12 protein-coding genes are annotated in these 13,314 nt (G+C 67.5%); 5 read left to right on the plus strand and 7 right to left on the minus strand.

Annotated features, from left to right (window positions below):
* Window positions 1–21: 21 nt before the first annotated feature.
* Window positions 22–855 (plus strand): helix-turn-helix domain-containing protein, encoded by an 834-nt coding sequence (locus tag QM788_RS06570; RefSeq protein WP_415660679.1) that lies wholly within the window; start codon window positions 22–24, stop codon window positions 853–855.
* Here the strand turns inward: QM788_RS06570 and QM788_RS06575 are convergent.
* The 4 genes from QM788_RS06575 to QM788_RS06590 all read right to left on the minus strand — a co-directional run bounded on the left by QM788_RS06575 (window position 782) and on the right by QM788_RS06590 (window position 4,657).
* Entirely contained in the window at window positions 782–1,468 is a 687-nt protein-coding gene (locus tag QM788_RS06575) for a CAAX prenyl protease-related protein (RefSeq protein ID WP_415660680.1), read from the minus strand. The two genes, QM788_RS06570 and QM788_RS06575, sit on opposite strands and share 74 nt — an antisense overlap.
* Window positions 1,469–1,515: 47 nt before the next feature.
* A complete protein-coding gene (locus tag QM788_RS06580) occupies window positions 1,516–3,414 on the minus strand; it encodes a phosphoenolpyruvate carboxykinase (GTP) (RefSeq protein ID WP_415660681.1) in 1,899 nt (632 codons plus the stop codon).
* Window positions 3,415–3,759: 345 nt separating this feature from the next.
* Window positions 3,760–4,233: a hypothetical protein gene (locus tag QM788_RS06585; protein WP_415660682.1), complete on the minus strand. Its 474-nt coding sequence runs from the start codon at window positions 4,231–4,233 to the stop codon at window positions 3,760–3,762.
* Window positions 4,220–4,657, minus strand: a complete 438-nt coding sequence (locus tag QM788_RS06590) for a hypothetical protein (RefSeq protein WP_415660683.1) — start codon at window positions 4,655–4,657, stop codon at window positions 4,220–4,222. Before QM788_RS06590 ends, QM788_RS06585 begins: the two co-directional genes overlap by 14 nt.
* 82 nt (window positions 4,658–4,739) lie before the next feature.
* Between QM788_RS06590 and QM788_RS06595 the strand changes: the two genes are divergently transcribed.
* A complete protein-coding gene (locus tag QM788_RS06595; RefSeq protein ID WP_415660684.1) occupies window positions 4,740–5,753 on the plus strand; it encodes a transposase in 1,014 nt (337 codons plus the stop codon).
* A gap of 147 nt (window positions 5,754–5,900) precedes the next feature.
* Here the strand turns inward: QM788_RS06595 and QM788_RS06600 are convergent, their stop codons facing one another.
* The 3 genes from QM788_RS06600 to norR form a co-directional block, all read right to left on the minus strand.
* The gene (locus tag QM788_RS06600; protein WP_415660685.1) at window positions 5,901–6,185 is read right to left on the minus strand and encodes a hypothetical protein; all 285 of its coding nucleotides are present in this window, start codon (window positions 6,183–6,185) and stop codon (window positions 5,901–5,903) included.
* 343 nt (window positions 6,186–6,528) lie between these two features.
* A complete protein-coding gene (locus QM788_RS06605; protein WP_415149095.1) occupies window positions 6,529–6,987 on the minus strand; it encodes a hypothetical protein in 459 nt (152 codons plus the stop codon).
* A gap of 328 nt (window positions 6,988–7,315) precedes the next feature.
* Window positions 7,316–8,857 carry a nitric oxide reductase transcriptional regulator NorR gene (gene norR, locus QM788_RS06610; protein ID WP_415660686.1) on the minus strand — a complete coding sequence of 514 codons (1,542 nt, stop codon included), beginning with the start codon at window positions 8,855–8,857 and terminating at the stop codon, window positions 7,316–7,318.
* A gap of 154 nt (window positions 8,858–9,011) precedes the next feature.
* Between norR and nirK the strand changes: the two genes are divergently transcribed.
* Genes nirK through QM788_RS06625 form a run of 3 tightly spaced genes read left to right on the plus strand, consistent with a single transcriptional unit; the run spans window position 9,012 to window position 13,278 of the window.
* A complete protein-coding gene (gene nirK / locus QM788_RS06615; protein WP_415660687.1) occupies window positions 9,012–10,451 on the plus strand; it encodes a copper-containing nitrite reductase in 1,440 nt (479 codons plus the stop codon).
* Window positions 10,448–10,987 carry a hemerythrin domain-containing protein gene (locus tag QM788_RS06620; RefSeq protein ID WP_415660688.1) on the plus strand — a complete coding sequence of 180 codons (540 nt, stop codon included), beginning with the start codon at window positions 10,448–10,450 and terminating at the stop codon, window positions 10,985–10,987. Before nirK ends, QM788_RS06620 begins: the two co-directional genes overlap by 4 nt.
* An 11-nt stretch (window positions 10,988–10,998) precedes the next feature.
* Entirely contained in the window at window positions 10,999–13,278 is a 2,280-nt protein-coding gene (locus QM788_RS06625) for a nitric-oxide reductase large subunit (protein WP_415660689.1), read from the plus strand.
* The last annotated feature ends 36 nt before the right edge of the window (window positions 13,279–13,314 follow it).

Genomic DNA, 13,314 nt, shown 5'->3' on the forward strand with positions numbered 1-13,314 from the left:
CATGCGCTACCGTTCGCGCCCATGTCGAGCACGCAATCGCTGGTGGCCCTGATCAAGGCCGAACTGAAGGGCCGGGGCATCAGCTATGCCGAACTGGCGCGGGCGCTGGCGCTGTCCGAGTCCAGCGTCAAGCGCATGCTGGCGCCGGGCGGCGAGATGCCGCTGTCGCGCGTGGACGAGATCTGCCGCGTGCTGAAGCTGGACTTCGCCGAGCTGGCCGCGCGGCTGGCGCGCGAGGCGCCCGCGCAGCGCGAGCTGAGCCTGGAGCAGGAGCGCGCCGTCGTCGCGTCGCCGGTGCTGCTGCTGGTGGCCATCTGCTGCCTGAGCCTGTGGACGCTGGAGGACGTGCTGGCGCGCTACCGGCTCAGCGAGGCGGACGCGGTGGCGGCGCTGGTGAGGCTGGACCGGCTGGGCGTCATCGAGCTGCGGCCGCACAACCGCTACAAGCTCAAGGTGGCCAAGACGCTGCGCTGGCGCCCGCAGGGGCCGGTGATGCAGTTCTTCCGCGAGCGCGTGATGGCCGATTTCTTCGCCGGCGGCTTCGACGGCGAGGGCGAGCTGCTGACGCTGGTCCACGGCGAGTTCGGCGCCGGCCATGCGCGCGAGCTGGCCGAGCGGCTGCAGCGCGCCGCCGACGATTTCGCCCGCCAGCACCTGCTGGACCAGAAGCTGCCGGCTGCCGAGAAGCGGCCCTACAGCGTGGTGATCGGGCTGCGCTCCTGGGTGTTCGAGGCGTTCCGCGACCTGGAGCGGCCGGGGCTGGGCCAGCGCAAGGGCGAGCTCACCAGAATTCCCAGCGCCCCGTCCAGACCACCCACAGGCCCAGCATCCCGTTCGTCACCGCGTGGGCGATGACGGCGGTCCACAGCTTGCCGGTCCAGCGGTACAGCCCCGCGTAGGCCAGGCCCGCGACGATGGCGGCCAGCCACAGCGTGTGCGCCAGCATGAAGACGAAGGTGGACAGCGCGATCGCGCGCAGGCCCACGCGCCGCGGGTCCACGCGCTCGAAGCCGGGGTGCTCGATCCAGCGCATCAGGAACGAGCGCCAGAACAGCTCCTCCATCACCGGCACCACCAGCGCCGCGCCGGCCAGGCGCAGCGCGATCAGCGGCCAGACAGGCCGGCCGTCGGCGTCCAGCGGCACGAAGCTGGCGGTGGCCTCGCCGAGCTGCATCCACGGCGCGTCCAGCTGCACCCACAGCGCGAACACGACGGCGCCCACGGCGACGGCCCAGCCGGTCTCGCGGGCGTCGGGCAGGTTCTGGCGCGCGAGCTCGCCGTAGCCGCGCCAGTAGAAGGTCAGCAGGCCGGCGACGACGGCGGCCTGCGCGCCGTAGACCCAGCGGGCATCCAGCCCCAGACCGTCCGGCAGGTGGCCGCGCAGCGCCAGCAGCGCCATGAAGACGACGAACGGGACGCAGCGCGCGAGCGCCGCGGGGCTGAGGAAGGGAGTGTTGTCGGCAGGCATCGCGCCAGCTTATCCCGGCGCGGGAGGTGCGCCGGGATGCGGCGCGCTCAGCCGGCCTCGGCCAGGCGCGCCGCGATGCGCGCCCGGGTGGCCGGCAGCGCGGCCGGCAGGCCTTGCGCGAGCTGGGCGAACAGCGCGTCGTGCAGCGCCATCTCGGCCTGCCACTCGGCGGCGTCGATGCGGGTCACGGTGTCGAACTGCTCGCGGCTGAAGTCCAGGCCGGTCCAGTTCAGGTCGGCGTAGTCCGGCGTCACGCCGAACGCGTGTTCGCGGCCGCCGCCCTGGCCTTCGAGGCGGTCCAGCATCCACTTCAGTACGCGCATGTTCTCGCCGTAGCCGGGCCAGACGAACTTGCCGTCCGCGCCCTTGCGGAACCAGTTGACGCAGTAGATGCGCGGCAGCGTCGCGCCCTGGGCCTGCAGCCGGGCGCCGAGGTCCAGCCAGTGCTGGAAGTAGTCGGCCATGTTGTAGCCCATGAAGGGCAGCATCGCGAACGGGTCGCGGCGCACGACGCCCTGCTGGCCGGCCGCCGCGGCGGTCGTCTCGGAGCCCATGGTCGCGGCCATGTAGACGCCTTCGGTCCAGTCGCGCGCCTCGGTCACCAGCGGCACGGTGGTGGAGCGGCGGCCGCCGAAGATGAAGGCGTCGATCTTCACGCCCGCCGGGTCGTCCCAGGCCGGGTCCAGCGCCGGGTTGTTGGTGGCGGCGACCGTGAAGCGGGCGTTCGGGTGGGCGGCCGGGCGCAGCTTGCCGTTCTCGCCGGCGGCCCGGGCGATCTCGGGCGTCCAGTCCCGGCCCTGCCAGTCGATCAGGTGGGCGGGCAGCTGGTCGCCCTGGTCCTTCTCCATGCCCTCCCACCAGACGTCGCCGTCGTCGGTCAGCGCGACGTTGGTGAAGATCACGTCCCGGTCCAGGCTCTTCATGCAGTTCGGGTTGGTCAGCAGGTTGGTGCCCGGCGCGACGCCGAAATAGCCCGCCTCCGGGTTGATCGCGCGCAACGAGCCGTCGGCCTGCGGCTTGATCCAGGCGATGTCGTCGCCGATGGTGGTCACCTGCCAGCCCGCGAAGCCGGCGGGCGGCACCAGCATCGAGAAGTTGGTCTTGCCGCAGGCGCTCGGGAACGCGGCGGCGACGTGGTACTTCCTGCCCTCGGGCGAGGTGACGCCCAGGATCAGCATGTGCTCGGCCAGCCAGCCCTGGTCGCGGCCCATGGTGGACGCGATGCGCAGCGCGAAGCACTTCTTGCCCAGCAGCGCATTGCCGCCGTAGCCGGAGCCGTAGCTCCAGATCTCGCGCGTCTCGGGGTAGTGGACGATGTACTTGGTGGCGTTGCAGGGCCAGGGCACGTCCGCCTGGCCGGGCTGCAGCGGCGCGCCGACGCTGTGGACGCAGGGCACGAAGTCGCCGTCGCTGCCCAGCAGCTCGATGACGGCGCGGCCCATGCGCGTCATCGTGCGCATGTTGACGGCGACGTAGGGGCTGTCGCTCAGCTCCACGCCGATGTGGGCGATGGGGCTGCCCAGCGGGCCCATGCTGAACGGCACCACGTACAGCGTGCGGCCCTTCATGCAGCCCTTGAAGAGGGCCTGGTCGCCGGTCTGCAGCAGCGCGCGCATCTCGGCCGGGGCCATCCAGTTGTTGGTGGGGCCGGCGTCCTGCTGGCGCGCGGAGCAGATGAAGGTGCGGTCCTCGACGCGGGCCACGTCGCTGGGGTCGGAATTGGCCAGGTAGCAGCCCGGCCGTTTGGCCGGGTTGAGCTGCTTGAAGGTGCCGGCCGCGACGAGCTGGCCGCACAGGCGCTGGTATTCCTCTGTGCTGCCGTCGCACCAGTGGACGTCGGCCGCCTCGGTCAGTGCCGCGATCTCGGCGACCCAGGCGATCAGCCGGGGGTGTTTGACGTAGGCAGGCAGGTTCAGGCGCAGGCCCTGCATCACGGGTTGGTTCATGGGAAAGCTCCGATCATGGGGATGTGTTTGGGGCAGCGCGGCCGGCGCTGGCCCAAGCACACCGGGCCCGGGGCCGGCATGGTCGGCGCCAATGTAATCAAGACGTAACTGGCGAGGCCGCAGGCGTCATGCAAAACATGAATAAGCCCATGCTGATCGGGGGTTCTGGCGTCATCGGCGGCGAAGCGAGCCTGCGCCCGTGGCGAAGCGGCGTGAAACTCCGTGCAACTGCGGCTGCCGCGGCGGCGGCGCATGCTGTCGAAGTTCGTGGAGTTGAACGCTTGCCCTTGGCTGCTGCCGGGTGCATACCCAGGTTCCGGGCCGCCGATCAATGCAACCCGAAATTCAACGGCCCGCGAGATCGGCGAGGGCGCGATTCATTGCCGCCCGCGACGAATTCCACAGGATCCTGGCCTCTTCATCGCCGGACCAGCCGATCACCATCTTCGCCAGCCGGTCGGCCTGCGCCTCAAATGATTGCCGGCCACACAGGTCCATGGTGTCGCAGAACGACATCGACCTGTATTCCTTGTCGCAGCCCATCGAACCGCAGACGGCGGATATCGCCGCGAGGTCGATGAGCGCCAGCCATTTCTGGGGTTTCAGCTGGTGTTGCGCCCCGTCGAATCCATGATCGCGGAAGAGCTGCCCCCGATCTTTGACCGGGAGCTTCTCATACCGCCCAATCACCAACTCGCCATCACCGCTCTTCACGACAAGCGCCAGATCCTCGAGGGTGGTTGCGCGGCGGTCCGGCAGATCAACCTTCTTGCTGGCCGCAGCCAACGCGGTCGCCGTGTTCCTGTCAAGGCCATTCATGAAATGTCCGCATAGCGCCGTCCACCGTTGCCAGACCTCGGGGTCGCTCGGCCCGGAAATGCTGAGAGGCCATGCAGCGGGAAAAATAGGTCCGGCCGTAATCCACGGCGATCTGCGAATTGGAAATGATGGCTTCGTGGATGAGCACGCCCAAAGGTTTTCTGGACAAATAGTCGGCAGCCATCTTGCTGTTGACCGCCGCTAACGGTGGGCCCTTGCTGGCTGGGCTTGTGTTGCCACCCTCATGGCCCGCCGCAGCGCCTGTTGCCGAGGTGGTCGCCCTGGTTTCCGAAGGGGCGAAATCCGTATTGGGATTGTCTTTCGCAAGCTGATGCTCTTCGGCATCGCCAGGCATCCATGCCCACAACGCAGCACATGCCGCCACCGCCGCCGAGATGATGAGTACGGCCTTACCAAAATTCATTAGGACTTACGCAAATGTTTAAATTAATAGACCCCGCAGGGTATTTGTTGGATAATTTGCCGCATCGACCTCAGCATGCAAATTGTCCATCAAAAGAATCGACTACTGCCAGTTCATCCTGACCAGCCAGACCAATTTCACCTTGACGAACTTTGCGGATCACGGCCAGGGATTCAGCCACGATGCGGTGAAGCGATACCTGCAAGGCGACAAGCTGTCGGCCAGCTTGGTTTGGGAGCATGCGCAGCGTGACAGCGTTCCATCCCCCCGGGGATGCATCGTGTTTGACGACACCATCCTCGACAAAGGCCATTCGCACCAGATCGAGTTGGTTCGCCGGCAGTACAGCGGCAATGCCCACGGCATCATCAAAGGGATCGGCCTGGTGAACTGCCTCTACGTCAACCCCGACACCGGCGAGTATTGGCCCATCGACTATCGATTGTTTGCGCCCGAGCAGGACGGCAAGACCAAGCTGGAGCACGTGCGCGACATGTTGGTCAGCGCTGCAGGCAACAAAGCGCTGCCCTTCACCCGGGTGCTGTTCGACACCTGGTACGCCACGATGGAGCTGATGCTGCTGGTGGACAGCCTGGGCAAACGCTTTTACTGCCCGATCAAGGCCAACCGGCTGGTCGATGACAGCGCCGGCCAAACGCCGTACCGGGCAGTGAGCGGCTTGTGCTGGACGGCACAAGAGGCTGAGCGCGGCAAGCTGATCAAGATCAAGGGGTTCCCCAGGGACTACAAGGTGAAGCTCTTCCGGGTGACGGTGTCTTCCCACCGCACGGATTGGATCGTGACGAACGATCTGGCTCAAGATTCGACGCAGGGCACGCAAAAGGCGTGTGCGCTGCGCTGGAAGATCGAGCAGTTTCATCGAGAACTCAAGCAGCTGACGGGCGTCGAGAAATGTCAGTGCCGCAAGGCGCGAATGCAGAGAAACCACATCGCCTGCGCGATCTTGGTTTGGCTGCGGCTGCGGGCGGTGGCCAAGGAGAAACTCTCTTCGATGTATCAGATCAAGACCAGTTGGCTTTCCGAGCGGATGCGCCAGGAGCTGCGAAGTCCTTCGGTTTTGATGCGTTTTGCGTAAGTCCTAGAATTGTTAGGCTTTTGCGTCGGAAATCGCCTTTTGTATGGATGCGACAAATGCCTTGGCTCCGTAGCAGCGCAACTTGAGGGTGGAATTGGCAGTGGTTAGGTGAATAATGCGAGTGAAGAATCCGAATTGATCTTCAGCCTATATGATGTCCGCAAGCGGAACACTAAGCGAATTGTCTCCGCTGTGGAACATTTTATTAAGCGAATTTGGTTTGAATGTCAGATCATTCTCTGTCAAAAATGCAGTGCCACCCACCCACAATCCACCGTAGGCTTTCTTGAACTGGTCCAAGACAAATCCGGTTGTTTTTTCTTGGAAGTCAATTCCTGTGACGTCAGCAAGCTTTCCTGCAAATGAGAAATTTGCCTCTGCATCTTGGATAAGAAAATTGCATAGCTTTTTTGCAATCAGACGGTTGTGCATGGTTCCTCCATTGAAAGCCTAACGGCCAAGGTAAGCCGCCGCCGTAGGCGGTCGGCTTGAGCGCAGAGTTAGGCGCGAGGCTGACTGAGCGCACAGCGCTGGGGCCAGCGCTGCCCGCAGCACCCGAGCGCCCTGAACTACCAAAACCATAGCTGCCAGCGCTTGCTGGACGGGCGCTGGAGCCTGATTTAGCACTGAACTTTGCATGGGCAAACCGCGTGCACCTAACGTTTGAGCTGAGGGGCGGACGCCGGTGAGACGGCTTGGCCGCGAGGCGGATGATAGACAGCGAGAGCCTCGCGGCCAAGGCGGCTTGCCGGTGGCCGTCCCCTCCAGCGAAGGGTTAGGCCGCACTCGCTGCTTTGTATTGCTGTGCGTGGCGAAGGAAGGCGAAGAACTCCTCTTCTGAGGTACTTCCCACTTTGGTGACAGGAATGGGAGCAGTTCGCGTGGCCAGCAGGACGGCGAACTCGGCATCAATGACGAAGACTGAGACTGCGGACCAGTGAAAGACAGCGGTCATTGAGGTTGTAGTGACCGTCAGGTTGGAAGCCGTGGCCTCAAGGGTGAGAGGCTCCTCGGCGTGTGGTGCCAAACTGGCCAAGGCCTTGGCGTCCGCAAGGCGAAGGCGGCTGATCCCGACGACGAAGAAAGCGGGAACGATAAACAGAGCTAGTACAGACCAGCGGAGCACCGAACGGATGGCTTCATCTTGGTGGTTCGGAGCTACCAAGATGACGAACAATGGAACGGTATACAGCACATAAGCCAACAGCGCCAAAGGCTTGAGCGACGTTGGCATCGCACCCGCTCGGCGAAGCCTGTCGACGACAAACGCCGAAGCTCGTGAGTAGTCTGACTGCGTGAGACGAAGACTGATTTGTGCCACTTGTGCGGCCTAACTAGGATTGGACGACGCCCATGCTACGGTGTGCAGTCGGCTAAGACAAGCCAGAGCATCCCCTCCCCCCTGAAATCGCCCCTCGCTACCGTTTAGGCAAACCTAAAAATCTGCGGATGCTCCACCATCCTTCCGCCTCTGGAGATTTTCCCAAGCCGCCGGATCGAGCACGCAGCCTTTCCGCACTCGGCGGCATTACAGCCTCGATACCAGGTGCCCCCGGGCATCGTTAACCCTTCAACCCCAAGCGCCGCGCCAGCTTGTGCAGGTTGCTCGGGTCCACGTCCAGCGCCCGCGCGGCCTGGGCCCAGCGGCCGTGGTGGCGCTGCAGCGCGTCGGCGATGGCCTGGCGCTGGCAGGTGTCCACGGCGTCGCGCAGCGTGGCGGCGGCCGCGTCCGGCGGCGGCAGCGCTGCGGCCGCGGGCGGCGGCGCGGGGCTGTGCGGCGCGTCCAGGTCGAGCAGGCCGGGTGCCAGCGTGACGATGTCGTTGCGCCCCGCGCCGCCGCTCAGGGCCTTGAGCGCGGCGCGGCTGATGACGTGCTCCAGCTCTCGCACGTTGCCGGGCCAGCGGTAGCGGCACAGCGCGGCCTGGGCCTCGGCCGACAGGCGCAGGCTGCGCAGGCCCAGCCGGGCGCGGTTGAGCTCCAGGAAGCGGCCGGCCAGCAGCAGCACGTCGCCGCCGCGCTCGCGCAGCGGCGGGATGGGCAGCGGGTAGACGGACAGCCGGTGGTACAGGTCGGCGCGGAAGCTGCCTTCGGCGACCCGCTCGTGCAGGTGGCGGTTGGTGGCGGCGATGACGCGCACGTCCACCTTGCGCGGGCGGTCGGCGCCCAGGCGCTGGATTTCGCCGTTCTGCAGCGTGCGCAGCAGCTTGGCCTGGATGGTCAGCGGCAGTTCGCCCACTTCGTCGAGGAGCAGCGTGCCGCCGTCGGCGGCCTCGAAGCGGCCGGGCCGGTCGCTGACCGCGCCGGAGAACGCGCCGCGCACGTGGCCGAACAGTTCGCTCTCGGCCAGCGTCTCGGGCAGGGCCGCGCAGTTGACGTGGACCAGCGGCTTGGCGGCGCGGCGCGACTGGCGGTGCAGGCGGTGCGCGAACAGTTCCTTGCCCACGCCGGTCTCGCCCAGCAGCAGCACGGGCAGGTCGGTGTCGGCCACCACCTGCAGTTCGTGCAGCAGGCGGGCCATGGCGTCGCTGCGGCCGACGATCTCGCCCTCGTCGCGCGCCGCGGCGGTGCCGGGCACGCCGCCGGCGGCCTGGCGCGCGGCGCGCAGCGCGCCCTCCAGCTGCGACACGCGCACGGCGGCCTCCACCAGCGGCTGCAGCTGGGCCAGCCCGCGCTGCGCGGCGTCGTCGAAGGTGCCGACGGTGAGCGCGTCCAGCGTCAGCGCGCCCCAGCGCCGGCCTTCGAGGTCCAGCGCCACGCCCATGCAGTCGTGTACGTGCAGCGGCTCGCCGGGGTGTTCGATGACCAGGCCGTCGTAGGGGTCGGGCAGGCCGCTGTCGTGGTGGAAGCAGGTGACCTCGCGCCGCTGCAGGATGGCGGCCAGGCGCGGGTGCTCCTTGATGGCGAAGCGGCGGCCCAGCGCGTCGCTGACCAGGCCGTCCACGGCCACGGGGCGCAGCAGCTCGCCGTCCTCGTCCAGCCGCAGCAGCGCCACGGCGCCGCAGCGGAAGTGCAAGCGCAGCGTCTCCACCAGCCGCTGCTGGCGCACGGCCAGCGGCAGGTCGGCGGCCAGGTCGGCCAGCAGCAGGGCGACGACGGCATTCATGGTGACAAATACCCTTTCATGGTCATTGAAACCATTTTTCGTGGCGGTCATTTTTACCATTCATCTTGCAAGTCATTGAATGGTTGGGGAATTTTTTCTGGCCCGGGCCTTGCGTTGCTGAGGATGCCAATCACGGCATTCAGAGGAGCCCTTCATGACAACACCCCGCCTTCTCCCCCTCGTCCTGGCCCTGGGCCTGCTTGCGCTGGCCCCGGCGGCCTCCGCCCAGAAGCCCAGCGGCGGCGGCGCGCCGGCCGCAGCCGCGCAGGCGGCGGTCAAGCGCTTCGTGCTGCACACCAACATCGTCGACGGCAAGATGGTCTACGTGGACGACAAGGGCGCGGTCAACCCGACGCTGAACGCCGCCGTGGGCGACACGGTGGAGATCCTGCTGGACAGCGGCGAGGGCGCCGAGCACGACCTGGTGATCCCCGAGCTGAGCGTGGCCTCGCCCAAGTTCAGCGCCGGCACGGGGCGCAAGAGCGTGCGCTTCAAGGTGGCCAAGCCAGGCGAGTTCACCTATTTCTGCTCGATCCCCGGCCACCGCCAGATCGGCATGGAGGGCAAGCTGCGCGTGAGCGGCAAGGCCGCCGTGGCGGCCAGCCCGGCGGGCGCGTCCACCGACGCGGCGCTGGCGCTGTACACCCCGGCGCCGGTCGCGCAGCGCGGTGCCGACCCGGCCGCCGTCAGTGTGGTGGCCGACCCGGCCAAGGTGCCGGCGGCCATCGGCCCGCGCGCGCCGCAGACGCAGAAGGTGCGCATGGAGACGGTGGAGCTGCCCGGCCAGCTGGACGACGGCACCAGCTTCACCTACTGGACCTTCGACCGCCAGGTGCCCGGCCCCATGCTGCGCGCCCGGGTGGGCGACACCATCGAGCTGACGCTGGCCAACGCCAAGGGCAGCAAGGCCATCCACTCCATCGACCTGCACGCGGTGACCGGCGGCCACGGCGGCGGCGAGCACACGCAGGTGGCGCCCGGCACCGAGAAGACCATCACCTTCAAGGCGCTGAACCCGGGCCTGTTCGTGTACCACTGCGCCACGCCGCTGGTGCCGCAGCACATCGCGGCGGGCATGTACGGAATGATCCTGGTCGAACCCGAGCAGGGCCTGGCCAAGGTGGACCGCGAGTACTACGTGATGCAGGGCGACATGTACACGCACCGCCCCATCGGCGCCAAGGTGCACCAGGAGCCCGACCTGGACAAGATGGCCAACGAGCTGCCCGAGTACTACGTGTTCAACGGCGCCGTGGGCGCGCTGACCAAGACGCACAAGCTGCAGGCCAAGGTGGGCGAGACGGTGCGCATCTACTTCGGCGTGGGCGGGCCGAACAAGGTGGCGTCCTTCCACATCATTGGCGAGATCTTCGACAAGGTGTACAGCGAGGCGGCGCTCAACACCGTCAAGACCGACGTGCAGACCACGCTGGTGGCGCCCGGCGGCGCGACCATCGTCGAGCTGAAGGTGGAGCACCCCGGCAGCTACCTGCTGGTGGACCACGCGCTGTCGCGCACCGGCAAGGGCGCGGTGGGCGTGCTGGAGGTGACGGGCGACGGCGTGCCGGGCGTCTACAAGGCCGGCAAGTCATGAACGCCGCGGTGCGGGTCATCATGGACATGCCGGAGCCGCCACGCCCGCGCCCGCGCGCCGGGGACTGGCGCACCGCCAGCGACGCCGAGCTGGTGGCGCACATCCTGGCCCGCTACCACGCGGCGCACCGCGCGCAGCTGCCCGAGCTGATCCGCCTGGCGCGGCGCGTGGAGCAGGTGCACGGCGACCGCGAGGACTGCCCGGCGGGCCTGGCCGACCACCTGGAGGCCATGGCGCAGGCGCTGGAGAGCCATATGCGCAAGGAGGAGGCGGTGCTGTTCCCGCTGATCCTGCGCGGCCAGGGCGCGCTGGCGGCCATGCCCATGGCCGTGATGCGCGCCGAGCACGACGGCCACGGCGCCGAGCTGCGCCGCCTGGAGGCGCTGGCCGGCGGCTTCATCACGCCGCCCGGCGCCTGCGCCAGCTGGCAGGCGCTCTGCCAGGGCCTGCGCGTCTTCCGCGACGACCTGGCGGCACACATCGAGATCGAAAACGACGTCCTGTTCGCGCGCTTCGCGCCCGCGCAGGCGCACTGAGGAGAGAGACCATGGGTCCGTACAAGAAGCACTGGTACACGCTGATCGCGCTGTGCATCGTGATGTTCTCGCTGCTGGGCTATTTCGGCGCGGACATCTACCGCTCCGCCCCGCCCATCCCGGCGCAGGTGGCAACCGCCGAGGGCAAGGCGCTGTTCGACAAGGAGGACATCCTCGACGGCCAGACCGCCTGGCAGTCGGTGGGCGGCATGCAGCTGGGCTCCATCTGGGGCCACGGCGCGTATCAGGCCCCCGACTGGACGGCCGACTGGCTGCACCGAGAACTCACGGCCTGGCTGGACCTGGCCGCGAAGGCGCGCCACGGCCAGCCCTTCGCCGAGCTGCCCGCAAGCCAGCAGGGCGCATTGCGCGCCGAGCTGCAGGCCGAGTACCGCGGCAACCGCGTGGACGCGCAGGACAGGCTCGTCGTCAGCGAACGCCGCGCCCAGGCCATCGCGCAGACGGCGGCGTACTACGACCAGCTTTTCTCCGACGCGCCCGCGCTGAAGAAGAGCCGCGAGAACTTCGCGATGAAGGAGAACACCCTGCCCAGCGCCGAGCGCCGCCGGCAGATGACGCACTTCTTCTTCTGGACCGCCTGGGCCGCCGGCACCGAACGCCCGGGCAGCAAGGTGACGTACACCAACAACTGGCCGCACGAGCCGCTGATCGGCAACGTGCCCAGCAGCGAGAACGTGGTCTGGTCCATCGCCAGCGTGGTGGTGCTGCTGGCGGGCGTGGGCTTCCTGGTCTGGGGCTGGTCCTTCCTGCGCTCGCACGATGCGCCCGATCTCGAAGCGCCCAAGCGCGACCCGCTCACCACCTTCGCCCTCACGCCCTCGCAGCGCGCCTTGGGCAAGTATTTGTTCCTGGTCGTGGCGCTGTTCGTGTTCCAGGTGTTCATCGGCGGCTTCACCGCGCACTACACGCTGGAGGGCCAGCAGTTCTACGGCATCGACGTGTCGCAGTGGTTCCCGTACTCGCTCACGCGCACCTGGCACATCCAGAGCGCGCTGTTCTGGATCGCCACCGGCTTCCTCGCCGTGGGCCTGTTCCTCGCGCCGGTCATCAACGGCGGCAAGGATCCGAAGTTCCAGAAGCTCGGCGTGGACGTGCTCTTCTGGGCGCTGGTCTTCGTCTGCGTGGGCTCGTTCACGGGCAACTACCTCGCCATCGCGCAGGTGATGCCCGCCGAATGGAACTTCTGGCTGGGCCACCAGGGCTATGAGTTCATCGACCTGGGCCGCCTGTGGCAGATCCTCAAGTGGGTCGGCATCCTGCTGTGGCTGGTGCTGATGCTGCGTGGCGTGCTGCCCGCGCTGTTCGCACGCAACAAGGAAGACAAGAACCTGCTCGCGCTGCTCACCGCCTCCGTGGGCGCCATCGGCCTGTTCTACGGCGCCGGCCTGATGTACGGCGAGCGCACCAGCCTGTCGGTCATGGAGTACTGGCGCTGGTGGGTCGTCCACCTGTGGGTGGAAGGCTTCTTCGAGGTGTTCGCCACCACGGCGCTGGCCTTCGTGTTCAGCAGCATGGGACTCGTCTCGCGCCCCATGGCAACGTCCGCCAGCCTGGCCTCGGCCTCGCTGTTCCTGCTGGGCGGCATCCCCGGCACCTTCCACCACCTGTACTTCGCGGGCACGACCACGCCGGTCATGGCCGTGGGCGCGGCGTTCAGCGCGCTCGAAGTGGTGCCGCTGATCGTGCTGGGCCACGAGGCCTGGGAGCAGTGGCGCCTGAAGAACCGCGCGCCGTGGATGGCCAGCCTCAAGTGGCCGCTGATGTGCTTCATCGCCGTGGCCTTCTGGAACATGCTGGGCGCGGGCGTCTTCGGCTTCATGATCAACCCGCCGATCTCGCTGTACTACGTGCAGGGCCTGAACACCACGCCGGTCCACGCGCACGCCGCGCTGTTCGGGGTGTACGGCTTCCTGGCGCTGGGCTTCACGCTGCTGGTGCTGCGCTACATCCGGCCCGGGCTGGTGTTCAACGCACGGCTGATGACGGTCGGCTTCTGGGGCCTGAACGCCGGCCTGGTGCTGATGATCGCCACCAGCCTGCTGCCCATCGGCATCATCCAGTTCCACGCCAGCGTCAGCGAGGGCCTGTGGTGGGCGCGCAGCGAGGCGTTCATGCAGCAGCCCATCCTGGTGACGCTGCGCTGGGTGCGCACCTTCGGCGACGTGGTGTTCATCGTCGGCGCCGTGGCCCTGTCCTGGCAGGTGGTGCTGGGCGTGTTCGGCGCCCGTGCCCCTGCGGCACCCCGGAGCGCCGAGGCGCTGGCGGGCTGAGGCCCGCGCGGCCTGGCGGCGAGGCCGCCGGGCCGC

It is taken from the genome of Roseateles sp. (genome assembly GCF_047654785.1).
Lineage (GTDB): Bacteria > Pseudomonadota > Gammaproteobacteria > Burkholderiales > Burkholderiaceae_C > Pelomonas.

Bases quoted from the DNA above. Each gene is read 5' to 3' on its own strand.
- QM788_RS06620 (WP_415660688.1), top strand. From the start codon at position 10,448: ATGAACGCCGCGGTGCGGGTCATCATGGACATGCCGGAGCCGCCACGC.
- QM788_RS06625 (WP_415660689.1), top strand. From the start codon at position 10,999: ATGGGTCCGTACAAGAAGCACTGGTACACGCTGATCGCGCTGTGCATC.
- QM788_RS06570 (WP_415660679.1), top strand. From the start codon at position 22: ATGTCGAGCACGCAATCGCTGGTGGCCCTGATCAAGGCCGAACTGAAG.
- QM788_RS06600 (WP_415660685.1), bottom strand. From the start codon at position 6,185: ATGCACAACCGTCTGATTGCAAAAAAGCTATGCAATTTTCTTATCCAA.
- norR (WP_415660686.1), bottom strand. From the start codon at position 8,857: ATGAATGCCGTCGTCGCCCTGCTGCTGGCCGACCTGGCCGCCGACCTG.
- QM788_RS06580 (WP_415660681.1), bottom strand. From the start codon at position 3,414: ATGAACCAACCCGTGATGCAGGGCCTGCGCCTGAACCTGCCTGCCTAC.
- nirK (WP_415660687.1), top strand. From the start codon at position 9,012: ATGACAACACCCCGCCTTCTCCCCCTCGTCCTGGCCCTGGGCCTGCTT.
- QM788_RS06585 (WP_415660682.1), bottom strand. From the start codon at position 4,233: ATGAATGGCCTTGACAGGAACACGGCGACCGCGTTGGCTGCGGCCAGC.
- QM788_RS06575 (WP_415660680.1), bottom strand. From the start codon at position 1,468: ATGCCTGCCGACAACACTCCCTTCCTCAGCCCCGCGGCGCTCGCGCGC.
- QM788_RS06605 (WP_415149095.1), bottom strand. From the start codon at position 6,987: ATGCCAACGTCGCTCAAGCCTTTGGCGCTGTTGGCTTATGTGCTGTAT.
- QM788_RS06590 (WP_415660683.1), bottom strand. From the start codon at position 4,657: ATGAATTTTGGTAAGGCCGTACTCATCATCTCGGCGGCGGTGGCGGCA.